The organism is Sinorhizobium terangae, assembly GCF_009601505.1.
GTDB lineage: Bacteria > Pseudomonadota > Alphaproteobacteria > Rhizobiales > Rhizobiaceae > Sinorhizobium > Sinorhizobium terangae.
This window is the reverse complement of the sequence record NZ_WITC01000044.1, coordinates 25,723-51,082: the sequence shown is the minus strand read 5'-3', so window position 1 is coordinate 51,082 and position 25,360 is coordinate 25,723. Positions and strand designations below refer to the sequence as shown.

The window sequence follows — 25,360 nt, the reverse complement described above, 5'->3', positions numbered from 1 at the left end:
CCTGAAGGTTTTTCGATGCGGGCCGCAGCGCGACGTTTGCCGCTGGCGTTGGGCGGCCCGCGTTGACAAACCTTGGAAGGAGGAAGCCGCGGAGGCTGGGTGGGACCTATGGGGAAAGCGCGGGGCCGCGGGCGTCTGTTGTGGACTTCGGCGCTGCCGACAGACGCAAAGGCGCCGACCCGAGGGTGTGGGAGGCGATGATCGGAAGCAGATCTGGCGGTCTCGTTGGTGCCGATTTCGACGCTTTTGCGATGCTCAGTGTTATTGGGCGCAAAGCGATCCGATCCCGGAATGCAGAGTGTTTTCGGGTCGGCTTTGGCCAATGTGACGGGCACCTTGTCATGCGGCCTGCTTTCTCGGTGGCGCCCGGGCTCTGGGTTTCTGACCGCGTCGGAAGATCTCGATGATGCGCATCGGGCCACCGCACTCGGGGCATGGCTGTCTCAGAGTGAGCGGGATCGTCTCAGCGCTTGGCGGATCATTGTGTTTGGCCGTTTCCGCTCCGAGCAGAGCGCGGATCTTTGCGACCTTGGTCTTGCGGCCCGCACTGGCGAGCAGGCCGTAATGGCGGATGCGGTGGAAACCGTCGGGCAGCACATGGAGCAGGAAGCGGCGGATGAACTCGTCGGTGGCCAGCCGCATCACCTTCTGACGGTCGCCGGTCTTGATCCGGTAGTCCTTCCAGCGGAAGGTGACGGTCTCGGCATCGGCGCTGATCAGACGGCTGTTGGAGATCGCCACCCGGTGGGTATAGCGGCTGAGATAGGCGAGCACCGCTTCGGGACCGCCGAACGGCGGCTTGGCATAGACGACCCATTCTGATTTGCGCACAGCCAGGCGGCGAACGCGTCAGCCTCTGCGAGAGCTGTCAGATCAGCGTAGAACCTCAGATCGCCGGCGCAATGCAGTGCCCGCAGCCCTGCGATAAACAACCGCCGGAACAGTCGCGACAGAACCCGCACCGGCAGGAAGAACCCGGGGCGGCATGAGATCCACCGCGTGCCATCCGGCGACAGCCCGCCGCCGGGCACGATGATGTGCACATGCGGGTGATGGATCAGCGCCGATCCCCAGGTGTGTAGCACGCTGGTCATGCCGATGTGCGCGCCAAGCTGCCGGGGATCGGCGGCGATAGTGCTCAGCGTCTCGGCCGATACCCGAAACAGCAGGTCGTAGACAGCTTTCTTGTTCCAGTAAGCGATCTGCGCGATCTCGGCCGGCAGGGTGAAGACCACGTGGAAATACTCGACCGACAGCAGGTCTTCGGCGCGGGCGGCCATCCAGTCGCGCGCCGCGGGGCCCTGGCACTTCGGACAGTGCCGGTTCTTGCAGGAATTATAGGCGATGTGGTTATGCCCGCACTTGGTGCAAGCCGCCACATGCCCGCCGAGCGCCTCGGTTCGGCAGGCTTCGATCGCCGCCATGACCTTGAGCTGGGTCAGGCTGACATGCCCGGCATTGGCTCGCCGCCACGCAGGCCCATAGGCTCGGAAGATGTCAGCGATCTCCAGCTTTTGCCGGGGCACCCCGGCGCGCGCTTCATTCCAGCCGACGCCTCAGGGTGAGATCCTCCAACTGCTTCAGGCGCTCGAACGGGCTGATGGTGTCGCGGATCAACTTGGTGGCGACGTGGGTGTAGCGGGCGGTGCTGCTCAGCTTGGCATGGCCGAGCAGAACCTGGATCACCCGCACGTCGGTGTTCGCCTCCAGCAGATGCGTGGCGAAGCTGTGGCGCAGGGTATGCAGCGTTGCGGGCTTGGCGATGCCCGCCATGTGCTTGGCCGCGGTGAAGGCCCGGTTGAGCTGGCGCGGCGAGATCGGATTGATCTTCGGCTTGCCGGGAAACAACCATCCCCGCGGACGCGCCTCCCGCCAGTAATCGCGCAGCAGATCCAGCAAGCCCGGCGATAGCATGGCCTTGCGATCCTTGCCGCCCTTGCCTTCTTCGACGTGGATCAGCATGCGCTCGCTGTCGATGTCAGTGACCTTGAGGTGGCACACCTCCGACGCCCGCAGCCCGGCGCCATAGCTGATGCTGAGCGCCGCCCGATACTTCAGCCCGGGCCCGGGAGCCGCGGCCAGCAGGTCGGCGACCTCCTCGACGCTCAAGACGACCGGCAGCTTCTGCGGTTTGCGTTGGAACTGCATGTACCGCTTCATCTCCTCGCGCCCGCAGGTGATCCCGAAAAAGAACCTGAGCGCGATGATCCGGACATTGAATGTCGAGGGCGTCACCCCGGCATTGGTCATGTGTAGCTGGTAGGCCCGCAACTCCTCCGGCGTCGCCGTGTCGGGTGAGCGCCCCAGAAAGGCCGCGAAATCCTTGATCGCCCGGATGTGGCCTTGCTGCGCCTTGTCGCCCATCCCGCGGATGCGCATGTCCTCGATCATCCGCTCACGCAGCGCGGTGGTCTTCTCCTCTGTCATCGGACCCTCCTGTCCATCAGATTGAGAAGTCTCAATCGTCAGGCCAGGAACCCGAGACACAAAGAACCGACGTCGATCAGGAAACGCACCGCCAGCCACAAGCGCCATTGCCGCGCGAGCGGCTTAGTCCTTCCACCCGATCCGGACCTTTAAGCTTGTAGGAAAAATGGCGGGGCCGGGCGCTGACTTGCGGGCGACCCCGCAATTTTCTCCTTAAATCGGTCGCGATTTGAGGCCTATGCAGTAAGCCGTTCAACCCGATTTTCTGGGAGCTTTTCGTGGCCACTTCTTCGAACAGACTGCGCATTGCCGTACTCTTCGGTGGACGCTCCGCCGAGCATGATGTTTCGGTGCTTTCGGCGACCAATGTCATGCGCGCGCTGGAGCCCGAAAAATACGATGCCGTCCCGATCTTCATCACCCGCGAGGGGCAATGGCTGCTGAGCCGCTTCGAGAATGGCACGCTCGCGAAGGCTCAGAGCGGCACGGAAGTCTCGCTCGTGCCGGGCGGCAAGGGACGTATCCTGGCGATCCCGATCGATGACGCGCCCTATCCGCTGCCGCAGATCGACCTGCTCTTCCCGGTGCTTCACGGCCTCCACGGCGAGGACGGTGCGGTGCAGGGGCTTGCAGAGGTGGCGCGCGTGCCGCTCGTGGGCTGCGGTATTCTCGGTTCCGCCACCGCGCTCGACAAGGACATTGCCAAGCGTCTGCTCAACGAGGCGGGCCTGCCGACCGCGCGATCCGTCACCATTCACCTGGGCGTCGCGCCGGCCTTTGCCGAACTCGAGCGCGCGCTCGGGCTTCCGCTTTTCATCAAGCCCGCCCGCCAGGGTTCCTCCGTCGGCGTCAGCAAGGTCGCGACCGAAGAGGAGTATGCGGCCGCACTTGCGGAGGGTTTCAGGCACGACCGCAAGCTCCTGGCCGAGGAGTTCATCCGCGGCCGCGAGATCGAGTTGAGCGTACTGGAGGATCCGGAAGGCGGGCTCTTCGTTTCCCGTCCGGGCGAGATCGTGCCGGCCGCAAGCCATGGCTTCTACAGCTACGACGCCAAATATATCGACGAGGACGGGGCGGCTCTGAAAGTGCCGGCGGAACTGCCCGAAGAGATCGAAGTCCGGCTCCGGGCGACGGCCGCAATGGCCTTCCGGGCAGTCGGCTGCGACGGCATGGCGCGCGTCGACTTCTTCCTGACACCGGACATGCGCTTCCTAATCAACGAACTCAACACCATTCCGGGCTTCACCGATATCAGCATGTATCCGAAAGCCATGGCAGCAAGCGGAGTCGGTTATGCCGAACTCATCGACCGGCTGGTGGCGCACGGGCTGGCGCGCGCTTCCGAGTAAGGGGCCGATTTAACGCGTGCTTGAGTAGGAAGGAGTTGTCGCACGCCACGCTTGAGTGTCCGCGTCCCCGTATGGTAGCCGTGTGGTGAGGGAGCGCGTCTCCGCAAACGGGCGCACGCCTCGCGGTCAAGCGGATGACGACCCGCTGCCTGTTCCCTTCCATTCCGCCGGAGGCGTCCCATGGTCGAGGTCCTGCTGTTTCACCACGCCCAGGGGCTGACCCCCGGCATCAACGCGTTTGCCGACGAACTGCGGCAAGCTGGGCATACCGTCCACACGCCGGACCTGTTCGACGGCCGCACGTTCCGGAGCATCCCCGAAGGCCTCGCCTATATCGAAGCGATCGGCTTCGACGAAATGCGCGAGCGCGGCGTCCGCATCGCCGACGACCTGCCCAACGATCTCGTCTATGCCGGGTTCTCGTTCGGCGTGCTGCCGGCGCAGAAGCTTGCGCAAACCCGACCCGGAGCCCGCGGCGCGCTGCTCTTCCACTCCTGCCTGCCGATCAGCGGCGCCTGGGCCTTCGGCCCTTGGCCGGACGACGTCCCGGTCCAGATCCACGGTATGGACAACGACCCGATCTTCGTCGGCGAAGGCGACATCGATGCCGCCAGAGAGATAGCGGAAAAGGTGGAGGACGCCGCCCTTTTCCTCTACCCCGGCGACCAGCACTACTTCGCCGACAGCTCCCTCCCCTCATACGACGCCGACGCCGCCGCGCTGCTCACCTTGCGTGTGCTCCAGTTCCTGAGCCGGATCTAGCGATCACCAGCGCTCAGCACTGTCTAGAAGTGCAGTAGTGGACCAAGACAACTGAAACCTTGTCGCGCCGCCGCCGCGAGTGGATATCATGATCAGAGCACTCAAGATCGCAATTCAGGTCATTTGGGTGACATTCGGCTCCGTGGCTGGGAACATCACGGATGGAGCGGCGCGATCACACTAATGACTTGCTTCCGCAACGAACACCGAACAACGAAATGCACTAGCTGTTTTGCCTGGCACTTTCGATGTCTTCGGGTTCCGCGTCGTCGATCTCCGCGAGCTTATCCGGAGCCCTGTGGTCGGAATGAAGCAGTCCGTCCAGTTTTGCGTGGATCGCCTGGGTGTCGCCGTGTTCGGCACGCTGAATGATCAACGTCATGGTCCAGACGATCAGCGTGGTCAAGCCGTGCATGTCGAAGGTCTCAGGCTCGAGGATCAGCCACAGCGCACCGTAGGCTATGACGATCAGAAACGCCTGGGGACGAGCGGTGGCCGTCGCCAACGCACTCAGTGAGCGTCGTATCGGATCTTTTATCATGGGGAATGCAACGGCCGAGGCCGGCTTTGGGTTCCGAAAGATCGTCTCCGCTTGCGAACGCGGCTCGATGCCATCCCGCCAGTGTGTCGATCCGCGACGTCCTCGGCTGCATCAGCGAGCCGCACCGATGGCGGCGGCACAGTTCCGGGCGTAAACGCTAAGCCACTGCCGATTGCCTGCCCCCTCCATGGAAGGCCCGGACGGCGGTCAGGACACCTGCCGTCAGAGCCGCTATTCCGGCAATCTCCAGAACCGTTGGCGAACGGCCATGCACGGCCAGGCCGAATAGCGTGCCAAAGACTGTTTCTGACACGATCAATTGCGCGGAAAGAGCGACAGGCAGCCGTTGCGATGCAATCGTCCACGCCCATGCAGCGCCGACCGAGGCCAGAAGGGCCATACCCGTTCCCCATAGATAGAGAGGAGCAGCGACGTCCCAGCCGAGACCAAGCCGCGGTATCTCGAATACGCCCAGGGCAAGACCGACAGGCATGAAGGCCAGCATCTCGATCCCGCCGCCGGTCATGATAAGCGCGGTCCAGATCCCAGCATCCATGCCTGGACGTTTGGCAAGGGCACTCTCATTGGCAATGCCGAACCACGTCCACAGCAATACGGCGGCAATCGCCAACGGAATGCCGATCGAGAGTGATCGTGTCGTCGCCATGCTGGCAGCATCGAACACACTGACGTTGACGAGGGACAAGCCGATGACAGCCAATGTGAGCGGCAGGATCAGGGAGCTCCATGCCGCGCTTCTCCGGCGCAAGTTGCCGACGATCGCCAGCACGACCGGCACGAATGCCAGAAATGCCGGCGCAATCACGGGACCCGCAAATATCGCCGCGCCGACGACGGTCAGGAAGTAGCCGAGATACCCGATGAAACCAAGCCAGGCTGTTGTCAACAGGTCGCGAAACCTTAGCCCGCGCAAGGCCTTTCCGGCGAACGCCAGAAATCCCAAGCCCAAAACGCCGGAGATCACAAACCGGAACAGCGCAAAGTCGAAGACCGAATAGTCGCCTATGACGAAGGGGACGACAAAGTTCAGCGACCACGCAAAGGCGGCAAAGAGCGCGGCGGCCACGCCGATCATCATGGAGCTCGTCATTGAAGCACCTGGGTTCAAGGATTGTTGCGGGTTCACCGAAGGCGATTGTTCGACCTTTCGAGCAATCGGTTTTGGAGCAATTCCAGGAAAAGTGTGTAACGGTTTCCCGTCCGGAATTGCGTAGTTTCAAAGAGTTAGGCTTCATCCGGGCCGGCGCGGAAGACGAGCAGCTTGTTGCCGTCGAGATCGCGGAAATACGCGCAATACGGACCGTCCTCGTTCGGGCCGCGCGGCCCCGGCTTGCCCTCATCGGTCCCGCCAAGCTTCAGGGCAAGCGCATGCACCTCATCGACGTGAGCGCGAGAGCGCGCGCTGAGCGCAACCATGTTGCCGTTGCCGATCGTGGCATCCTTGCCGTTGTAGGGATTAGTAACACCGAACTCGAGGCCCGTCGTGCCGAAGTAGATTGCCCTGCCGGGCTGTTCCAGGATGCGTCCGACCCCGAACAGAGCGAACAGTTTGTCATAGAAGTTTGCGGCAGTTGCCAGATCGTTGGTTCCTACAACGGCGTGTCCCAACAATTGATGTGCGGATTTGGCGGCCATGGTTACTTCCTTTGTGCGGTTCGTCATCGCCGGGGCTTCCTGCCCTTTCGGCTGATGGCCCACAAAAGCGCGCTGTTCGTGTATGGGATGTTTCGCGACTGCCGCAGCAATGTAATTGAATGCTGAAGCCGAGATATCTCGATACACTTTGATACGAAGAGTCCGGCATGCCAGCGGAGCACTTAAGCAGGGCACGACGGTAGCCTAATGGGTTTGGCGAGTGCTTCTCGCCGTCATCCCTGTGCTTGTTGTTTAGCCCGGAGACATAACTGACGGGTGTTCGGGGAGATGCCTTGCCGTACCGAATACTCCGTCGCCGTCACACAAAGCGGCTGATGATCCCCTGCAGACGGTCGCAGGATCTTGCGAGCTGCCTTTGCGGTGCCGTCGCGAGGCCCAGCAGCAAGCCGGCTTTTGCGGAATCCGGCGACGCATACCAGACGGAGAGCGGAGCCGGGGCCATTCCGAAAGCCAGCGTTTCCCTGACGATGTAAACGTCCGGCGCGCCGTCCGGCAAGTGCAGCAGCACGGCGAGGCCGGCAACAGTGATCTTCCCGGCATGCGGCCGAAGACTTTTCAGCAAGGCGTCGCGTTGGGCTGCATAGACGCGCTTCGTGCGCCTGAGATGCCGCATGTAGTGGCCTTCGCGCATGAATTCGGCGGTTGCGAGCTGCACGGAAGGTCCCGGAGGCGGCGCGAGACAGGCCGCGACCTCCGCAAAGCGGGATGCGAGCACCGGCGGCGCGACGACAAAGCCGAGCCTCAGCGCGGGGCTGATGGTCTTGCTGAAGGAACCAATGTGAATGACGCGCCCGGCGCGATCGAGCGAGGCGAGCGCCGGTGCAGCGCGGCCATCGAGCTGCAGTTCGCTCAAATAGTCGTCCTCGATCACCCAGGCTTGGCTCCGAGCTGCCCAGTCGAGAAGGCGCAACCGCCGCGCGAGTGACAGGGTGGGCCCGAGCGGCGCCTGCTGGCCGGGCGTCACGACCACCAGCGCCGCATCCGGGGCATGGCGGATGCCGTGGTCGACATCGATGCCGTCGGCATCGACCGGGATCGGCGCGAGCGACAATCTGGCGAGCTCCAGCCCGTGCCGGGTGAACGGGAAACCGGGATCCTCCATCCACACCTTCCTCCCCTCGAGACCGAGGACGCGGAGCGCCAGCCCGAGCCCGTTGGCGTAGCCGCCGGTTATGATGACCTCCGAGGGCGAGCACTCGATGCGGCGTGCGACGGCGAGATAGGCGGCGATTTCCCGCCGCAGTTCGAGTTCGCCGCGCGGGTCGGGGTACATCGCCGGCGCGCTCGACTCCGCCCGCACGGCCTGCGCGCGGATCCTGGCGAAGAGCGTCGCGGGAAAGGTTTCCTGTGCAGGCACGCCCATCTGGAAGATCGCCGGGCCCGCAATCATCTCCAGATACAGCTCCATGAACGAGCCGGGATCGGGCGGCTGCTCGACCCGGGTAATGCCGGCGGGACGATCCGCGACACGAGTTCCCGCCGCGCGGGATGCGACGATCAGTTGGGCAGCGGAGAGCTTCTCGTAGGCCGTGCGCACCGTGCCGCGCGCAACACCAAGCTGGGCCGCAAGATCGAGCCAGGACGGCAGACGCGCGCCCGGGGCGAGCACCCCGCTTTCAATCGCGGTGCTGATGCCTTTGCGGATCTGCTCGGCCAGCGGCGTCTTCGCAGACCGGTCGAGTTCCAGTTTCAGCGGCTCGTCCATGCACTCTTGGTACACGATTTTTGCCGGTTCTTGGTGCTTTTTTTAGAACCAGAAGACCGTCATTTCTAGGCGGCAAGGAAAAAACGTCATCCTGGCCACACGCAAAGGAGAACCGTCGTCATGACCATACGACCTTTGATTGGCGCTGTCGGCGCCGCCCTCGCCATAGCCACCGCGATGCCGGCCGCAGCGCATGATCTTGGCGAAACCGTTACGCCCCACTTCGAAAAGGCGATGCCCAACATCCCGGGCAAGACGCTGAGCGCGCTCATCGTCGACTATGCGCCGGGCGGGGCCTCGCTTCCGCACGACCATGCAAAGTCTGCTTTCATCTTCGCCTACGTCGTCTCCGGAGAAATCGAGTCGAAGGTAAACGACGGACCAACCCAAACCTACCGCGCTGGCGAGGGCTGGTACGAACCACCGGGCTCCGCCCATCTCGTCAGCCGCAATGCGAGCGAGATCAAGCCCGCAAAGCTGCTCGCCGTCATCGTCCACGACAGCGGCGAAAAGAACATCACCACCCCGCACGAGTGAACCAGCGTTCAAACGAAACACCTTTGAGGACAAGACATATGAGCAAGCGTCTCGACTACAACCAGATCGCACCGGCCGGCGTCAAAGCGCTTGGCGGAGTCTACGGCTACGTCATGCAGAGCAGCCTCCCCCCGGCGCTGGTCGATCTGGTCTATCTTCGTATCTCGCAGATCAACAACTGCGCCTACTGCCTCGACATGCACACCCGCGACCTCATCAAAAAAGGGCAGAAGATCGAGAAGATCGCGCTGGTGCAGGCGTGGCGCGAAGCCGGCAATCTCTTCGACGAGCGTGAGCGGGCCGCCCTCGCCTGGGCGGAAACGGTCACGCGCGTTGCCGAAACCAACGTGCCGAACGAAGCCTACGAGGCCGTGCGTGCCGTGTTCGACGAGCGCGAACTCGTTGATCTCACGATCGCGATCGGCCTGATGAACACTTACAACCGCATGGCGATCAGTTTCCGCAATACGCCACAGGCTACACTCGAGAACTAAACGGGAGAAGCCTGTCCTTTCAATGATTTAGGGCCATTTCGCGGTATTCACTGAAACCATGAAGTGCCCCAGATCAGGGAGTTTGGCTATGAAGATATTCATCGCAGGTGCCACCGGTGCCGTTGGCCTGCCGCTGGTGCGGGCGCTCACGAGCCTCGGCCATCAGGTAACCGGCATGACGCGCCCCGGAGCGGGGTCGGATCGTCTGCGTGAGCTCGGAGTGGAGATGTCGTTCGCCGATGCCTTCGATTCAGAGGCGGTCCATCGCGCGATCGAGGCGGCGGCGCCGGACGTGGTGATCGACCAGCTCACCCGGCTTCCGGCCAACCCGGCCGACATCATCAAGGCGATGCCCGACGATACCCGTCTTCACCGCGAGGGCGGCGCCAATCTGCTCGCCGCGGCCGAAAAGCTCGGCGTCGGCCGCTACATCCTGCAGTCTCGCGGCTTCTACCTGGAGGCCCCGGCGGGAGAGCTCGCCGACGAGACCGCAAGGCTCAGATACGACGCGCCCGGCCAGATCGGCGAAAGCACGCGCACCATCGGCGCCTACGAGGACCGGGTGCTTGCCTCGCGGTCGCTCGACGGCGTCGTGCTGCGCTACGGCTTCTTCTATGGTCCTGGCACCTGGTACAGGCCGGCGGGAGCGATCGCGGATCAGGCGCGCAATGGTCAATCGGCGATTATCGGTGAAGGAAACGCCGTCTGGTCGTTCGTGCACATCGACGACGCGATCGCCGCGACGGTCGCATCGCTTTACGCCGAGCCGGGCGTCTACAATGTCGTCGACGACGATCCCCTCCCCGTTTCCGAATGGTTGCCGGCCTTCGCCCGCTCGGTCGATGCGCCGGAGCCCAAGCGCGTGAGCGTGGAAGACGCGCTGACAGCGGCGGGCGAGGAAGCGGTCTACTATCACACCCGCCTGACCGGAGCCTCCAACGGCCGGGCAAAAGCAAAACTCGGCTTCGCGCCGCGGCCGCTACTGTGGAAGGGTGCCTGAGACTTTGCCATTCCTGGAAGGCGTTGGTGGTGTTGGATCGCCCTTGCTCCTACATAGCGATACAGTTTGCGAGCATCCGAACACATTCAAGATACGAGCATGCGTCAGTTTTCGCCCAACGGTTCGGACCGACCCGCGAGCCGTGAGACCGAGGCGTGACATGGGATCGTTCGCTCACAACGTAAAAGAGAGCTTCCCGAGACGTGACTATTCGGTCCTTCGCCTGCCGGGCTCATGTTTATATCCGGCAGAAGGAAACGGGTCTCTAAACCAAAGGAACGACTGAAATGATCCTGCTCATCAAGACGCTTGCCGCCGCCACTGCCGCTACTGTGCTCGCAACCGGCGCCTTCGCCCAGAGCGCGCGGGAGATCCGCGGCCCCTCGCCCTATGTTGCCGTCGAGAACGAGCCCGCGCCTAAGCTGATCGTAGACCCCCCGCTTCCTGAAGGGATTGCCCAGGGTGTCTACTGGGCCCAGTACCGGGTGGAGAACCTACGCATCGTGCCGGTGTTTGGGGCGGGCGCCGTCGACGTGTCTCCACGCATCGGACATCTCCACGTTATCGTCGATGACCTGCCGTGGTGGTGGGCGGACGCGAGTGACAACAACACCGTCGATATAGCCAATTTCCCACCCGGCCCGCACAAGGTGAATATCCGGTTGGTCGACGCCAATCACAACGTGATCCCCGGGCAGGAGGTGACGCACACGTTCACCGTCCCTGACACGGCGGCTCCTCACACGCACTGAGGATCGCTCTCCGATGCGCTGCCGCGCAGTTGACAACTGCGCGGCCCTGAACGTGACGGCCGATGGCATGTTGGTCGTCCTGGGCTAAAGTGAGGTTATCATGCACGAGAACGAAGCATTCATTAAAACAGCCTCGGAGCCGGAAGCGGAAGGGCTCACCGGGCTTGGCATCGTCGCAGCGGCAGCCGCCATTCGTAATGGCGACATCTCCTCGGAGTCATACACGGCCGCTCTCCTCCAGCGCGCCCGGACGCACTCCGATCTGAATGCGTTCATCACGATAGATGAAGCAGCTGCGCTGGCGGCGGCCAGAAATGCGGACAAGGCACGCGCCGCTGGTTCCACTGCTCCCCTTCTCGGCGTTCCGTTAGCGGTCAAGGACAGCTATCTGACTAAAGGATTGCGAACGACGCTTGGTGTGCGGAATCTCGAAGGTTTCGTGCCGGAGAAGGACGCGGAGGTCGTTGCCGCGATCAAGAATGCTGGCGGCGTTGTCTTTGGCAAAAATAACCTTGTCGAGATGTCCTATGGCTTGACCGGCAACAACAGCACCTATGGTCAGGTGAAAAACCCTCATAGCCGCAATCATGTCTCCGGGGGCTCCTCGAGTGGGGCGGGCGCGTCCGTCGCGGCTCGCATCGTACCCGCGGCCCTCGGGGGCGATACGGTAGGTTCGATCCGGGTGCCTGCGTCGCTGTGTGGCGTGGTTGGCTTCAAGCCGACGACGGGACGGTGGCCAGGCAACGGGGTCGCGCCGATCTCTCATACCCTCGACACAACAGGCGTGCTTGCGCGCAATGTCGAAGACTGCGCCCTGATTGATCAAATCGTCACGAAGGCTGAACGGACCGCACGCTCCGATCGATCTGACCTGAAGGGTGTCAGGTTAGCCTATGCGCCTCGGCAGCATCTTGATCTGGTCGAGCCCGACATCGAGGCGCATTTCAAAGACACAGTTCGGCGGCTACGCAAGGCTGGTGCCGAGATTGTCGCAATAGACCTCGGAGAAGACTTCTCCTCGATCACCGAAAGGGCAACGTGGAACATCTTTTTCCATGAGACGATGGATGCGATCTCGGGATTTCTTCATTACAACGGAATTCCTACTTCGTTCGACGCAATCTATAACGGCTTGAAACCTGGCCTAAGAGAAGCTTGGGGGCACGTCGTTTTACCGAACGGACCTGGATATATTTCTCGCGAGACATATGAGGCAGCACTGACACTCGATCGTCCGGAAATCCAACGTCGATTCAGCGAAGCCTTTGCCCGCAGCGGGGCTGTCGCACTTCTCTTTCCAACGACACCCTGCACGGCACCATTGATCGAGCAGCAGTCGAAGTTCTCAATCGCAGATCAGGAGGTCAGCGATTTGGTTCTGGCAAAGAACACCATCGCCGCGAGCTTGGCCGGCTTGCCAGGTATCAGCATTCCTACGGGCCTGTCTAAAAACGGGCTTCCGCTAGGGCTCGAGATTGACGGTGCGCACGGGCGTGACAGCAGCCTCCTCGAACTCGCACGTCGTGTGGAAGCGGCCGTCGGGACGCTGCCATCACCTAGCTGAACGATCGGCGCTGCTCGATCAAGATCTAAACAACGGAGACAGGCAATGACCTATAAGAAGACCGACGAAGCGGTCAGCAAGCTGACACCCGAGCAGTTTCGGGTGACCCAGCAGAACGGCACCGAGCGCCCCTTCACAGGCGAATATAATGACAACAAGAGGCCAGGCATCTATGTCGACATCGTTTCCGGCGAGCCGCTGTTCGCCTCGGCCGACAAGTTCGATTCCGGCTGCGGCTGGCCGAGCTTCACCAAGCCGATCGCGCCGGCAAACGTCAAGGAACTCAGGGACGACTCCTATGGTATGATCCGTACCGAGGTGCGCTCGAAGCATGGCGATAGCCACCTCGGCCATGTGTTTCCCGACGGCCCGAAGGATCGGGGCGGATTGCGTTACTGCATCAATTCCGCCTCGCTGCGCTTCATTCCGCGTGAGGAAATGGAGGCCGAGGGCTACGGCGAGTATATCAACCAGGTAGAGGATATCTGAATGACCGAGAGAGCTGTTTTGGCCGGTGGGTGCTTCTGGGGGATGCAGGACTTGATCCGCAAGCTCCCCGGCGTCGTCGCGACCCGCGTGGGCTACACCGGCGGCGACGTGCCGAACGCGACTTACCGCAATCATGGCAGCCACGCCGAGGGCATCGAGATCGTCTTCGATCCCGAGAAGATCAGCTACAGGCGGATCCTGGAGTTTTTCTTCCAGATCCACGATCCAACCACGAAGAACCGACAGGGCAACGACATCGGCCTCTCCTACCGGTCGGCGATCTACTACGTCGATGAAGAGCAGAAGCGGATAGCCGAGGACACCATCGCAGACGTCGAAGCCTCGGGCCTGTGGCCGGGCAAGGTGGTGACCGAAGTCGAGCCTGTGGGTGACTTCTGGGAGGCGGAGCCGGAGCACCAGGACTACCTGGAGCGCTTCCCCAACGGCTATACCTGCCACTTCCCGCGCCCCAACTGGGTATTGCCCCGGCGGTCGGCGGCCGAATAACCGCCCGCCGGTCTCCGGCCGCGGAGACTACTGTTGCGTTCGAGCGAACTCTGAAGCGCCCGGCGGATACGCCGGGCACGTTGCACGCAGCATGAAGAAGGGAGAAGAAGCCTTGCCGCACAGCAACCGACAAGCCAGCAGCAGGCTTTCGTGGCCTGTAGGGCCTGAAAAGACGCGCAAAGGTGTAAGTACCCGGTCGCCGCTGCAGATGTAGAATGAGCATTTCCTTTAGAGCAAAGGAGCGCATCATGGCCTTCAATACGCAACGGCTCCAATTTCCCGGTCATTCTGGCGCAATCCTTGCCGCCCGCCTCGATCTGCCCAACGGGCCATTGCGCGCCTACGCAATCTTTGCCCATTGCTTCACCTGCTCCAAGGATTTCGTGGCAGCACGCCGCGTCGCGGCCGAGCTTGCGCGCGAAGGCGTCGGTGTCCTTCGCTTCGATTTTACGGGTCTCGGATCGAGCGGGGGCGAATTCGCCTCGACGAATTTCTCCTCCAATGTCGCAGACCTGCTTTCGGCCGCCGACTATCTCCGTCAACACTATGCGGCACCGTCGTTGCTCATCGGCCACTCGCTCGGGGGCGCAGCTGTTCTCGCCGTCGCCAGAGACATTCCTGAAGTGCGCGCCGTCGCCACCATCGGGGCGCCGGCCGATGTCGGCCACGTATTGAAGAACTTCGGTGCAAGCCTCGAGGAGATCGAGAAGAGCGGCTCGGCCGACGTCAATCTCGCCGGGCGCACGTTCCTCATAAGAAAGCAATTTGTCGAGGACGCGCGTGAGCAACGCATCAAGGCCGCTGTTTCGAGCCTGAAAAAGCCGCTCCTCATCCTTCACGCACCGCTGGACCAGACGGTTGGGATCGAGAACGCCACCGAAATCTTCCTCGCGGCGAAGCATCCCAAGAGTTTCGTTTCGCTGGACAAGGCCGATCACCTGCTCACCGACCCTGAAGACGCCGCCTTCGCCGGTCGGATCATCTCGGGATGGCTGACGCGCTATCTCGTCGCCGACACGCCACAGGGCACGCAACCGATCGAACATGTCCGCGTGATGGAAACGGGCGAAGGCAAGTTTCAGAACGCGGTCCAGGCCGGCGGCCATAGGCTTTTCGCCGACGAACCCGAAACCGTGGGTGGGCTCGATTCCGGCCCTTCGCCCTATGATTTTCTGTCGATCGCGCTTGGCGCCTGCACGTCGATGACGCTGCGCCTCTATGCCGAGCACAAGGGGTTTGCGCTCGGCCGCATCGGCGTCGACGTCTCGCATGCCAAGATCCACGCGAAGGACTGCGAGGAATGCACCGAGTCGGAGCGCAGCGGCAGCGCCAGGATCGACCATTTCGAGCGCGTCATTTCCATCGACGGCGAAGTCTCGGAAGAGCTTCGCGGCAAGATCGTCGAAATTGCCGGCAAATGCCCGGTTCATCGGACGCTCGAGGCCGAGGCGAAGATAAAAACCGTCGTGAAATCATAGGCGCGCTTGAAAGGACGCAGCGACGCTGCAGGCGAGGGACGATAGGTACAGCCTTGCCTCAGCGAACGGCCGCGCCGATCACCATCCAGACGATGAGGGCCGCGAGCAGCAGCCATATCGCGATGATCGCAACCAGCCCGCCTCGACTGACGGGACGCTCGGTGCGCTTCGTTGCTTCGATGCGCAAGTCCGTGAGAACATCGGTTGGAATCAGCTTGAGCGCGGCGACGATGCCGATTGGGACGATGACGAGGTCATCGAGATATCCGAGGACCGGAACGAAGTCGGGGATCAGGTCGATCGGCGACAGGGCATAGGCCGCGACCGCGCCGGCGGCGAGCTTCGCATACCAGGGAACGCGCCGGTCACGCGCCGCCAACCACAGAACGACGACATCCCGCTTGATGCCCTTCGCCCATTTCTTTGCCCGGTCCAGCCACTGCATGTTCGCTCCCGCCTATTTCCTTAAATCCTAGCCGATTCAAGGTTAAAAACTGCAAGCAATCCAAAGTGCGATGGTGTCTTCCGCGCGTCTGACAGGACGCGCGGCGCTGTAGATACAGGATCCCGCGAACGTCGCACCTGCGTTTTTCGCAATCAGCTGACGATGCCCGAACATCACGTCGGGAGACGTGAGCGCCGCAAGCGAAACACCTTCGATTAGCAGCCCGCGGGTGTCGGAGCGATTGAAGGCGACGTATACGCCGGAGGCCGTGTCGATCGAGGCTGCGAGAAAAACCCGCGTAATTGCGGATGCCGGTATTTTCCTGAGCGGCATCAGAGAACGCGATCACGTCGCCGCGGCCACGCGCGTGGCTCGCCTGAGCGCAATTCACGCTCATGCGATGTGCCGCCGTCACTCGGGCACGCCGGCTAATCTCAGGCCCTCGGCGAGCCGCGCAAGATCCTCCGGGCGATGGATCGGCATCCAGTCCCCGAGGTTGGAGACGCTGAGGGACGGGTCGAGCGCGCGCAGCCGCTGCATCGCCTGCCGTGCCTCCTCCGGGCGCCCGGAAAGCGCGTGGCTTGCCGCCACCACGACGGCCGCGGGGAGCAAGCTCGGCAGGTTCCCCAGCGCCTTCTCCGCCCAGGCCGAGGCGGAATCGAAGCGCCCCGCGAAGAAATTCGCCAGGGCCATCCCGACCTGCATCCGGAACATTTCCGGATCCAGCGGACTGAGCCGTACGGCATGCGCCAGGTGCTCGATAGCGGCGTCTGTTTCACCACGGAGAGCCCGCAGCGTGCCGCCGAGGAACCAGGCCGGGGCGAGATTCGGATTGAGAAACTTCGCCCTGTCGAGGAGCGCGATGCCGCCGTCGAGGTCGCCGGTGAGATGGGCGAGCGCATGTCCTCCCCGCGTCAGCGCCGCCGCATCGTCCCGGCCGAGCTCAACCGCAAGGCGCGCCAGCCGCGCACCCTCCGCGATCTCGCCGGCGCGATCGGACATCCAGCCATTGACCTTGCGCCAGAAATGGCACCAGGCCGCCATGCCATAGGCCGACGCAAATTCCGGGTCGAGCTCAGTCGCCATGTAGAACAAGGATAGCGCCACCTCGATTGCCTCACGGGTCCCGTTGTGCACCTTCGCCGTGCCGCGCAGGTAATAGTCGTAGGCGTCGAGGCTGTCCGTCGGCTTGCGCTTGGCGCGCTCGATCTCCGCCCGTTCGAGCTGCGGCGCGATCGCGCCGACGACGCTTTCGGCTATCTGGTCCTGCAGCTCGAAGATGTCGTCGAGCGTGCCTTCGAAGCGCTCCGCCCATAGGTGCGCGCCGGTGGTCGTGTCGATGAGCTGACCGGTGATGCGCACCTTGTTGCCGGACTTGCGCAGGCTGCCCTCGAGCACGTAGCGCACGCCAAGCTCGCGGCCGACTTCCTTCACGTCGACCGCCCGCCCCTTGTAGGTGAAGCTCGAATTGCGCGCGATGACGAACAGCCAGCGCATCCGCGAAAGAGCCGCGATGATGTCCTCCACCACGCCGTCGGCGAAATATTCCTGCTCCGGATCGCCGCTGAGATTGACGAACGGCAGGACGGTGATGGAGGGTTTATCCGGAAGGACGAGTGTCGGCGCGGGCGGCTCCTTCTGCACGCCGGAGCCCTGTTCTAAGACGCCCCGCCCGTCGCGCTGCCCTAGCTCCCCAATCTCGTCGATGCTGATCTCGCCGACGAAGCGGAAGCCCTTGCGGGCGACGGTGCGGATGAGGCGCTGCTCCTCGCCGCTGTCGCCGATGGCCTTGCGAACTGCATTGATGTGGCTGGTGATGGTCGATTCCGATACGATCCGGCCGCCCCACACCGCCTGTAGCAGGTCGTCCTTGCTGACGACGCGGTCGCGATTTCTGACGAGGTGCAGCAACAGGTCGAAGACCTGCGGCCCGACGGCCACGACTTCCGCACGCAGCGTAAGCTCCCGGCGCTCCGGATCGAGCACGTAGTCTCCAAAAACGAACGGCACGTCGGTATCCCTTGGCGAATGATTCCGCCCCCTTGATAGCACCCTTGGACGAATAACCAAGCTTCCCTCAAGCTCATTTCAAGCTCGCCGCAAGGACTTCCCTCGAGCGCCGGGGCACTCTCCACCCAGATCGACGGCAATGGTTGCGGTCGGGAGAAAAGGAGAGAAGCCATGAAGATCGTCGTCATCGGGGGCACCGGCCTCATCGGATCGAAGCTTGTGAAGACCCTCAAGGAGCGCGGCCACGATGCGCTCGCCGCCTCCCCTAACACGGGCGTCAACACCATCACCCGCGAGGGGCTGGCGGAAGCGCTCGACGGCGCCGACATCGTCGTCGATGTGGCGAACGCTCCGGTATGGGAAGACAAGGCGGTGCTCGAGTTCTTCCAGACGTCGGGCCGCAACCTGCTGGCCGCGGAAGCTGCCGCCGGCGTGCGCCACCATGTTGCTCTCTCGATAGTCGGTACCGAGCGGCTTCCGGAGAACGGCTATTTCCGGGCGAAGGTCGCACAGGAAAACCTCATCAAGGGCTCCGGCATTCCCTACACCATCCTGCGCGCCACGCAGTTCTTCGAGTTTGTCGGCGGCATTGCCCAGTCGGCCACCGTCGGAGACGAGATCCGCGTGTCGCCGGCGCTGTTCCAGCCGATCGCGTCGGATGACGTAGTGGCGGCGCTCGCCGACGTCACGCTCGCAGCCCCGGTCAACGGGACCGTCGAAGTCGCCGGTCCGGAGGCGATCCCTCTCGACGAAGTGATTAGGCGCTTTCTCAAGGCAACGAAGGACACGCGCAAGGTCGTGCCGGACGTCCACGCACGCTACTTCGGCGCCGTTCTCGATGACCAGTCGCTCACTCCCGGCGAGAACCCGCGCCTCGGCGCGACCCGCTTCGAGGACTGGCTTGCCCGATCACAGGCTCAGTAAGCAGCCGCTGACCAGACGTCTCGAACAACGCCCCCCGATCCGCGATCCAGGATCAGGGGCGGCGAACGACAGTTTTTTAGCCACGAAGGAGAATTGCAATGTTTACACGATTTCTCTCAGCCGCTGTATTTGCAGCGCTCGCGATCACCACAGCTTCGGCCGGCGACCGGCCTGCCGGCAAGGTGACGATCGTATTCGACCGGCCCCTTCCGAACGTCCCCGGCAAGAGCATGAAGGGCGTGCTTGTCGAATACGAGCCGGGCGGCTCGTCGCCCGCCCACATGCACCCGGACTCCGCCTTCATTTATGCGACGGTGCTCGATGGTGCGATCCGCAGCAGCGTCAACGGTTCGCCGGAAAAGGTCTACAATACCGGCGAAAACTTCTACGAAGAGCCCGGCGCCCTTCACGGCGTCAGCGCGAACGCCAGCGACACGGAATCGGCAAGACTGCTCGCCGTCTTCGTAGTCGACACCGACGAACAGGAACTGACCACGCCCACGACCGAGTGAGCGGGTTCCTCGACACAGCAGCCCTGGCGGAAGGCTCCCCGGGGCTGCTTCGCTTCCGCACGCGGAAACCTCTGCAGGGATCGACGGCGCGTGTGCCCCGTCTTCCCCGTTATCCTTGAGCTTGCCTTGTCGCATCGGTAACGGAAGCGTGGCGGAGACGATCTCACGCGTCTCCCACCCCACCAAAGCATGATACAATCGCCCTTTGGTGGAGGGGGCCGATCCATGGTTACGCAACCGACCTTCAAAACGCTCGAACATCGCGGCTGGAGCGAGCGCGCCCGGATCTACGATCGCTATTCGGGCCGGTTCTGCCGCTACGGCATAGCAGCTCTGCTCAATGCTGCCGGGATCAGCCGTGGCCATTCGACGCTTGATGTCTGTTGCGGCACTGGGGAGGCAAGCCTGGCGGCCGCCGCACGCGGCGCGATCGTCACCGGCGTCGACTTTTCCGAGGAGATGGTCGCAGCGGCAAAAGCCAAGGCCAGCAACGTCCATTTCCAAGTCGGCGACGCCGAGGCGCTCATCTTCGGGGACGCCGCGTTCGACCGCGTCATCAACAATTTCGGCACCCTGCATCTCGCCGACCCTGACCGGGCGATTGCCGAGGCCGCGCGGGTATTGAAGCCCGGCGGCCGCTACGCCTTCACCGTCTGGCGCGGCCCGGACGTCTCGCCGTTGTTCCGCATCCTTCCGGAGGTCGTCAGCAGCCACGGTACGCTCGATGTCGACCTGCCGCCCGCCCCGCCCTTGTTCCGCTTCGCCGAGCGGGAAGAAGCAATGCGGGTGCTCCATGGGGCCGGCTTCACCGACGTCACGTTCGGCGACATCCCCGCCACCCTCGACTTCCCCGTCGCTGAGCTTTCCGACTTCTTCCGACATGCCTTCGTCCGTTCGACCATGGTGCTGGACAGGCAGGAGCCGGCAGCACGGGCGCGGATAGAAGAGGCGCTCGGAGAAAGCTTTCAGCCCTTCACCGACAACGGCATCGTCCGCCTGCCTCTCCCCGCCCTCGTCGTCAGTGCCACGCGCGATTGAAGAAACGGCGCCCGTTTCCGCCGGTTGTCCGATCGGCTATATTTCGCGCATGATGGAGTCGCGGCGTGCCTTCGGCCAGTTTGTCCTCGATCCCGCCCGCGGCCTCCTGCTGCGGCATGGCGAATCCGTCGCTCTTGGCCAGCGGGGCTTGGCTCTTCTCGAAGCATTGCTCGACGCCGCCGGCGGCATTGTCTCCAAGACGGAACTGATGGAGCGCGGCTGGCCCGGGATGGTCGTCGAGGAAAGCAATCTCACGGTGCAGATCGCGGCACTCCGCAAGGCGCTCGGCCCAGCGCCTGACGGGCAGGAATGGATCGCGACGGTGCCGCGCGTCGGCTATCGCCTCGTGCAGCCGGGCGCACGGTCTGGAGATGCGGAGGCCGCACTGCCGACGCGCCCTGCCCTCGCCGTCCTGCCTTTCGCCAATCTCGGCGGCGACCCCGGCCAGGACTATTTCGCCGATGGCGTCGTAGACGACATCATCACGGCGCTGAGCCGCTTCCGGAGCTTCGCGGTGATCGCCCGCAATTCCTCCTATGCCTACAAGGGCAGTTTCACTGACGTGCGGCAGGTGGCGAAGGACCTCGGCGTCGGCTACGTGCTCGAAGGCAGTATAAGGCGCTCGGGCAGCCGGCTGAGGATTGCGGCGCAGCTTGTCGACGGCGGCAGCGGCGCACATCTTTGGGCTGAGACCTTGAACGGCGAGCTCGACGACGTCTTCGAATTCCAGGACCGGATCACCGAAAACGTCGCGACGCTTGTCGAGCCGCACATCCAGACCGCCGAAATCGAGCGGTCGCGGCGCGAGCGTCCGGGAAGCATCGCCGCCTACGACATCTATCTGCAGGCGTTGGCAAAGATCTCCACCGAAACGGAGAAGGACAATGCCGAGGCCTATGCGCTGCTCAAGAAGGGTCTCGAGCAGGAGCCCGACAATGCGCACCTGCTTGCTCATGCGGCCTGGGCGCTCGAACACCGCCACACCATGGGCTGGCCGCCGCTCGGCCCCGACGACGTAGCGGAATGCGCAGCCTTCGCGCGCCGCGGCCTTGAACAGGCGGCGGGCGACGCCATGGTGATGGCGCATTGCGGCGTTGCCCTGCTCCAGACCGCCAAGGACTACGACTGGGGCTTGGCCGTGCTGCAATTGGCGGCGGAGGCCAACCCCGACAATCTGATGGTCGTGGTTCGGGCGGGCATCGGTCACCTTCACTGCGGCAGCCTCGATCAGGCGCTTTCCCACTTCCATCGGGCGAACCGGCTGAGCCCGGGAGATCGCGGCGCGCATTTCTCGCTCTGCGGCATCGCCTACGTCGAGATGATGCGCCGCAAGTACCCTGAAGCGCTCGCCTGGGCCGCCCGTGCGCACGCCAGCAACCCGAATTTCGACCCGACGCTCTGGGCACTTGTCGCGGCCAACGCCCATCTCGGCCGCATGGAAGAAGCACATCGCTACCTCGCTGAGCTGAGGAAGATCGCTCCCGGTATAACCATCGCCCGCATCCGCGCCGGCCAGCCCGGCAGGGACTTGAGAATTGCCCCGGTCTTCGAAGGGCTCGCGAAGGCTGGCCTCGAAGAAGGCTGACGCGCAGACGTCGAGACTTGACCGCAGCCCTTTGCAACTTTTTGGAACTTTTCGGCGGTGACTACAGGACCGTAAGCCCCTATCAGCGGAGACTGCTCTCCATAAGGCCGACCGGCGCATGAGGAGAGCGAAGATGATCTCAATCTTGACGATCCTTTCCCTCGATCAGGGCAACATCTATACCCCGCCGCCCGAGCCAGCCGATGAAACCACGGACGTCGGAGGTCCGGTGAATACGCCGGCGGCGGAATCACTACGTGTTTCCTGGAGAAACAGGATCACGGCGCAATTTCAAATTTTTACGGCGGCTTTCTCAAATCTTGGAAGGCGCAGCGCTTAGCAGGCACAGCGCGCCCTTCTCCTCAACCGCACGGCTGCTATCATTCGCCCATGACGAAAGAAGCCGATTTCACGCCGCTTGCCGGCGGCGAGAGAACCGCTGTCAGCCGACGAGGTGGCGTGGTCATCCGGGAGACCGGTCCCTGGGCGCGTTCGGTCCAATCTCTGCTGCGCCATCTTGAGGATCGGCTTCGCGGGCGCGCCCCGCGTCGTCGGAGACGGCTTCGACGAGCGAGGCCGTGAAGTCCTCACCTACATCGAAGGCGAGGTCATCAATCCGGCGCCCTGGTCGGACGAGGCCATTCATGCCTTGGGCAGCCTCATGCGTTGCCTGCACGACGCGACTGCATCCTTTCGCCCTCCGGCGGATGCGCTCTGGCGCCCCTGGTTTGGCCGCGGGGTCGGCAGGCCTGATATCATCGGGCACTGCGATGCGGCACCCTGGAACGTCGTTTCGAGGGCCGGCAAGCCGGTCGCGCTGATCGACTGGGAGGCGGCAGGCCCCGTAGACCGGCTGACCGAAATCGCCATGGCAGCCTGGAACAACGCGCAACTTTACGATGACGACGTCGCCGAGATGAACGGCTTGCCTGATGCCGGGCGCCGCCTGCGCCAGGTGCGCCTCTTCTTGGACGGTTACGGCCTGCCAGCCGAAGCGCGGCATCGGCTTGGCTACCGGATCATCGAATTCGCGGCTCAAAGCGCGGCAAACGAGGTGATCGAGCAGCAGATCACGCCCGGAACTGAAATCGCCCCGCGCGTCTGGGGCATCGCCTGGCAGACCCGCAGCGTCGCCTGGCTGATCCGCAACCGTGATGCCTTGGAGAAAGCGTTGCGGTGAGTCAGGCTATAACGCCGCCGGGCTTCTTTTTCATCATCTCTGCGTAGGCTGCTGCCATCCGCTCGGTCTCTTCGAGATAGGGGATCGCGCTCGGACGAGATCGAACCAGGTCGTACAGTCGGGCAATCGACGGAAACTGCAGGCACACGCCTTCGCGATCGAGGTACGCGACCCAGAAGCACAGGTAGAAATCTGCAAGGGAGAAGCGGCTTCCAAGGACATATGGTCCCCTTTTTTCCAGCCTCATATTCATGATGTCCAGGCGGCTGAGGATGAGCGTTTTTGCGAGATCCTGAACCCCGGCGCTATCCGCCAATCTCAGCGAGAACCGGTGCGGAAAATGAAAGCGCTTCATCTCGGATTGTATGTCCCCCGCGACATGGAAAACCGCCGAGAGAAAAGGTCCCCGGTCCGGATCTGTCGGCGAAGGAGCGAGATCCGTAAGCTGGTGCCGGTCAGCCAGATATAACATCAGTGCGGCCACCTCATAGAGCGCGTCGCCGTCAGGCGTAATCAGCACGGGCACAAGGCCGGCCGGGTTTATAGCAAGGAATTCCGCTGTACGGTGCTCGCCATTCAAAATGTCTATTTTTCTGAGTTCGTACTCGATTTTACCTTCCTCGAGCACCCATTGGACGAGCGGTGCGCGGGTGAAGTCACCCCCATAGAGAATGTACATCGGCCTCTCCCCCCAACAGCGCCGCGCGTCTTGTCGGGCGCGCAAAAAGCGGCTGTGACACTTTGAATGACAGCACGTTTTATCCCTAAATCGCTACGGTTTAAGGACATGCAGACGTAACCTAAACGTCACGAGTCCTTCGCTCGCTTCCCAAGCGTGGAGGAAGGCTGCCTGCAACGCCGTGCATTCTTTGACCAAGGTGGAGCCACTCGATTTCGGCTGTCACGGTAACCACACGATTGGATTGAACGGCCGCTTTCGAGAGCATTACATCCATTCGTCACTACTTCCGCGTAACCTGTAGCGGGAGGGCCTTAGCGGCTTTTGCCGCACAACCTGCTGCCACCATGCATGATTTTGTCCTCAAATCGACTCCGATTTGCGGAAATCACGCAGTATGCACCGGAAGCGTCACCACGAAGCAGGCGCCGCCGCCAGACGGAGCTTCATAACGCACCGCACCGCCATGGCGCTCGGTGATCTGGCGCACCAGCGCCAGCCCCAAGCCCCAGCCACCTGTGGCCTCGCTGCGCCCCGAGGGCCGGTAGAACGGCTCGAAAACGCGGGCGCTCTCGCTGTCCGGTATGCCCGGGCCGTGGTCGCGGACCCTGAGTTCCACCATACTGCTTTCCCGCGCGACAGTGGCTGTGACAGGTGGACCGCCGTGGCGCAGCGCGTTCTGCATGAGATTGCGCACGAGCCGGCCAATGAGGCGCGCATCGCCTGTGACAGTCGCCGGCGTGCCGGAGACCTCGACGCCGTTGCGCGCCCCCTCTTCCGAGACCAAGGCCAGCAGGTCGACGGACTCGGGCGCATCGAGTTGTTCCACATGGTCGAGCCTGCTCGCGAGCAGGATCTCCTCGACCAGCGTGTCCAGCTCGGCGAGGTTGCGGACGATCTCCTCCTTGCGACTCTCGTCCGGCGCCTGCTCGTAAAGGTCGATCGCCATGCGCAGGCGCGCCAGCGGCGAGCGCAATTCGTGGCTGGCATTGGCGAGCAGAGCGCGGTGTGACGTGATCAACCGCTCGACATGATCGGCGGCCTTGTTGAAGCTCTTCGCCACCGCCGCGACCTCGTCGCTGCCGTCCTCCGGCACGCGCGCTACGAATTCACCCCTGCCCCAGGCATCCACGCCCCCGCGCAGCCGCTCCAGCCGACGGGTGAGGTGACGCACCACGGGATAGGCGGCGAGCCCGATGACGCCGGCGATCAACGCCAGATAGGCGAGCGGATTGCGGCCGGCCGGGCGGAAGGGCCGCTCCATGCGCGCGGCGACTGCGCGACCGTCGGGCAACTCGGTCACCATGGTGTGAAAGTTGCCTCTGCCGTGGTGCCAGGGCCGCTCGATAATGTAGGGCGGGAGCGGGCGACCGGCGCTCGCGATCAGCTTGCCGCGCGGGTCGTAGACCGCTATGTCGGCGTCGAAGGCCCGTGAAAACCGCTCCAACGTCGCCTCGACCGACGACCGATCCATATCGGGCGGAATGAGCGCGGTGACAAACCGCGCGCGCTGGCTCTCCCAACTCAACTCCTCCTCGCCCTGCCCCAGCCATACGAAGGCCGCGCTGGCGACAGCGACCGCGGCAAGGCTCGCCAGCAGTGTCAGGTAGATTTTCAGGAACAGCCGGCTGCGCATCGCTCTAGGTCTCTGTTTAGATGCATGTCGTTATCCCAAAACCACTCCGCACTTTTGGGCGACATGCAT

General features: G+C 63.2%; 24 protein-coding genes and 2 pseudogenes. 16 read left to right on the top strand and 10 right to left on the bottom strand.

Annotated elements, in window-relative coordinates; translation table 11 throughout:
• Positions 1-339: 339 nt before the first annotated feature.
• Both GHK62_RS12595 and GHK62_RS12590 read right to left on the bottom strand, forming a co-directional pair.
• Positions 340-1,526: pseudogene (locus GHK62_RS12595) on the bottom strand (IS91 family transposase).
• Between the two features lie 13 nt (positions 1,527-1,539).
• Entirely contained in the window at positions 1,540-2,427 is an 888-nt protein-coding gene (locus GHK62_RS12590) for a tyrosine-type recombinase/integrase (protein WP_153437046.1), read from the bottom strand.
• A gap of 278 nt (positions 2,428-2,705) precedes the next feature.
• Here GHK62_RS12590 and GHK62_RS12585 point away from each other — a divergent pair, with 278 nt between their 5' ends.
• Both GHK62_RS12585 and GHK62_RS12580 read left to right on the top strand, forming a co-directional pair.
• Positions 2,706-3,776: a D-alanine--D-alanine ligase family protein gene (locus GHK62_RS12585; RefSeq protein ID WP_184108561.1), complete on the top strand. Its 1,071-nt coding sequence runs from the start codon at positions 2,706-2,708 to the stop codon at positions 3,774-3,776.
• 180 nt (positions 3,777-3,956) lie between these two features.
• Positions 3,957-4,538, top strand: a complete 582-nt coding sequence (locus GHK62_RS12580) for a dienelactone hydrolase family protein (protein ID WP_153439539.1) — start codon at positions 3,957-3,959, stop codon at positions 4,536-4,538.
• A 223-nt stretch (positions 4,539-4,761) separates the two neighbouring features.
• On the opposite strand, the gene GHK62_RS12575 is transcribed toward GHK62_RS12580, so the two are convergent.
• From GHK62_RS12575 to pdxR, 4 genes are all read right to left on the bottom strand, one after another.
• Entirely contained in the window at positions 4,762-5,079 is a 318-nt protein-coding gene (locus tag GHK62_RS12575; protein WP_153439538.1) for a low affinity iron permease family protein, read from the bottom strand.
• 157 nt (positions 5,080-5,236) lie between these two features.
• Positions 5,237-6,190: a DMT family transporter gene (locus GHK62_RS12570; protein WP_153439537.1), complete on the bottom strand. Its 954-nt coding sequence runs from the start codon at positions 6,188-6,190 to the stop codon at positions 5,237-5,239.
• 134 nt (positions 6,191-6,324) lie between these two features.
• The gene (locus tag GHK62_RS12565; RefSeq protein WP_153439536.1) at positions 6,325-6,762 is read right to left on the bottom strand and encodes a VOC family protein; all 438 of its coding nucleotides are present in this window, start codon (positions 6,760-6,762) and stop codon (positions 6,325-6,327) included.
• 292 nt (positions 6,763-7,054) lie between these two features.
• Entirely contained in the window at positions 7,055-8,461 is a 1,407-nt protein-coding gene (gene pdxR / locus GHK62_RS12560) for a MocR-like pyridoxine biosynthesis transcription factor PdxR (protein WP_153439535.1), read from the bottom strand.
• 120 nt (positions 8,462-8,581) lie between these two features.
• Between pdxR and GHK62_RS12555 the strand changes: the two genes are divergently transcribed.
• The 8 genes from GHK62_RS12555 to GHK62_RS12520 all read left to right on the top strand — a co-directional run bounded on the left by GHK62_RS12555 (position 8,582) and on the right by GHK62_RS12520 (position 15,282).
• A complete protein-coding gene (locus tag GHK62_RS12555; RefSeq protein ID WP_153439534.1) occupies positions 8,582-8,998 on the top strand; it encodes a cupin domain-containing protein in 417 nt (138 codons plus the stop codon).
• Positions 8,999-9,036: 38 nt separating this feature from the next.
• Complete coding sequence (locus GHK62_RS12550; protein ID WP_153439533.1) at positions 9,037-9,492, top strand: carboxymuconolactone decarboxylase family protein; 456 nt, start codon at positions 9,037-9,039, stop codon at positions 9,490-9,492.
• An 88-nt stretch (positions 9,493-9,580) separates the two neighbouring features.
• Positions 9,581-10,492 carry an NAD-dependent epimerase/dehydratase family protein gene (locus GHK62_RS12545; protein ID WP_153439532.1) on the top strand — a complete coding sequence of 304 codons (912 nt, stop codon included), beginning with the start codon at positions 9,581-9,583 and terminating at the stop codon, positions 10,490-10,492.
• A gap of 287 nt (positions 10,493-10,779) precedes the next feature.
• The gene (locus GHK62_RS12540) at positions 10,780-11,244 is read left to right on the top strand and encodes a DUF6130 family protein (RefSeq protein ID WP_151613259.1); all 465 of its coding nucleotides are present in this window, start codon (positions 10,780-10,782) and stop codon (positions 11,242-11,244) included.
• A 100-nt stretch (positions 11,245-11,344) separates the two neighbouring features.
• On the top strand, positions 11,345-12,808 hold the full coding sequence (locus tag GHK62_RS12535) for an amidase family protein (RefSeq protein ID WP_153439531.1): 1,464 nt from the start codon (positions 11,345-11,347) through the stop codon (positions 12,806-12,808).
• 45 nt (positions 12,809-12,853) lie between these two features.
• A complete protein-coding gene (gene msrB / locus GHK62_RS12530) occupies positions 12,854-13,297 on the top strand; it encodes a peptide-methionine (R)-S-oxide reductase MsrB (RefSeq protein ID WP_153439530.1) in 444 nt (147 codons plus the stop codon).
• The gene (msrA, locus tag GHK62_RS12525) at positions 13,298-13,804 is read left to right on the top strand and encodes a peptide-methionine (S)-S-oxide reductase MsrA (RefSeq protein WP_153439529.1); all 507 of its coding nucleotides are present in this window, start codon (positions 13,298-13,300) and stop codon (positions 13,802-13,804) included. It abuts the gene before it with no gap.
• 248 nt (positions 13,805-14,052) lie between these two features.
• Positions 14,053-15,282 (top strand): bifunctional alpha/beta hydrolase/OsmC family protein, encoded by a 1,230-nt coding sequence (locus tag GHK62_RS12520; RefSeq protein ID WP_153439528.1) that lies wholly within the window; start codon positions 14,053-14,055, stop codon positions 15,280-15,282.
• 58 nt (positions 15,283-15,340) lie between these two features.
• On the opposite strand, the gene GHK62_RS12515 is transcribed toward GHK62_RS12520, so the two are convergent.
• Complete coding sequence (locus tag GHK62_RS12515) at positions 15,341-15,727, bottom strand: YkvA family protein (protein WP_153439527.1); 387 nt, start codon at positions 15,725-15,727, stop codon at positions 15,341-15,343.
• A gap of 411 nt (positions 15,728-16,138) precedes the next feature.
• Positions 16,139-17,737, bottom strand: a complete 1,599-nt coding sequence (locus GHK62_RS12510; RefSeq protein ID WP_184108559.1) for a winged helix-turn-helix domain-containing tetratricopeptide repeat protein — start codon at positions 17,735-17,737, stop codon at positions 16,139-16,141.
• 171 nt (positions 17,738-17,908) lie between these two features.
• On the opposite strand from GHK62_RS12510, the gene GHK62_RS12505 reads away from it, so the two are divergent.
• The 6 genes and pseudogenes from GHK62_RS12505 (at position 17,909) to GHK62_RS12480 (ending at position 22,976) form a co-directional block, all read left to right on the top strand.
• Positions 17,909-18,661: an SDR family oxidoreductase gene (locus GHK62_RS12505; protein ID WP_153439525.1), complete on the top strand. Its 753-nt coding sequence runs from the start codon at positions 17,909-17,911 to the stop codon at positions 18,659-18,661.
• Between the two features lie 98 nt (positions 18,662-18,759).
• Positions 18,760-19,173: a cupin domain-containing protein gene (locus GHK62_RS12500; protein ID WP_153439524.1), complete on the top strand. Its 414-nt coding sequence runs from the start codon at positions 18,760-18,762 to the stop codon at positions 19,171-19,173.
• Positions 19,174-19,398: 225 nt separating this feature from the next.
• Entirely contained in the window at positions 19,399-20,211 is an 813-nt protein-coding gene (locus GHK62_RS12495; RefSeq protein ID WP_167528225.1) for a class I SAM-dependent methyltransferase, read from the top strand.
• Positions 20,212-20,260: 49 nt separating this feature from the next.
• The gene (locus tag GHK62_RS12490) at positions 20,261-21,796 is read left to right on the top strand and encodes a winged helix-turn-helix domain-containing protein (RefSeq protein WP_153439520.1); all 1,536 of its coding nucleotides are present in this window, start codon (positions 20,261-20,263) and stop codon (positions 21,794-21,796) included.
• 133 nt (positions 21,797-21,929) lie between these two features.
• On the top strand, positions 21,930-22,136 hold the full coding sequence (locus GHK62_RS12485) for a hypothetical protein (RefSeq protein WP_153439518.1): 207 nt from the start codon (positions 21,930-21,932) through the stop codon (positions 22,134-22,136).
• Positions 22,137-22,186: 50 nt separating this feature from the next.
• Positions 22,187-22,976, top strand: a pseudogene (locus tag GHK62_RS12480) (phosphotransferase).
• A 1-nt stretch (position 22,977) separates the two neighbouring features.
• On the opposite strand, the gene GHK62_RS12475 reads toward GHK62_RS12480, so the two are convergent.
• Positions 22,978-23,655, bottom strand: a complete 678-nt coding sequence (locus GHK62_RS12475) for a glutathione S-transferase family protein (protein WP_153439516.1) — start codon at positions 23,653-23,655, stop codon at positions 22,978-22,980.
• A gap of 388 nt (positions 23,656-24,043) precedes the next feature.
• The gene (locus tag GHK62_RS12470) at positions 24,044-25,291 is read right to left on the bottom strand and encodes a sensor histidine kinase (protein ID WP_153439514.1); all 1,248 of its coding nucleotides are present in this window, start codon (positions 25,289-25,291) and stop codon (positions 24,044-24,046) included.
• Positions 25,292-25,360 lie beyond the last annotated feature (69 nt).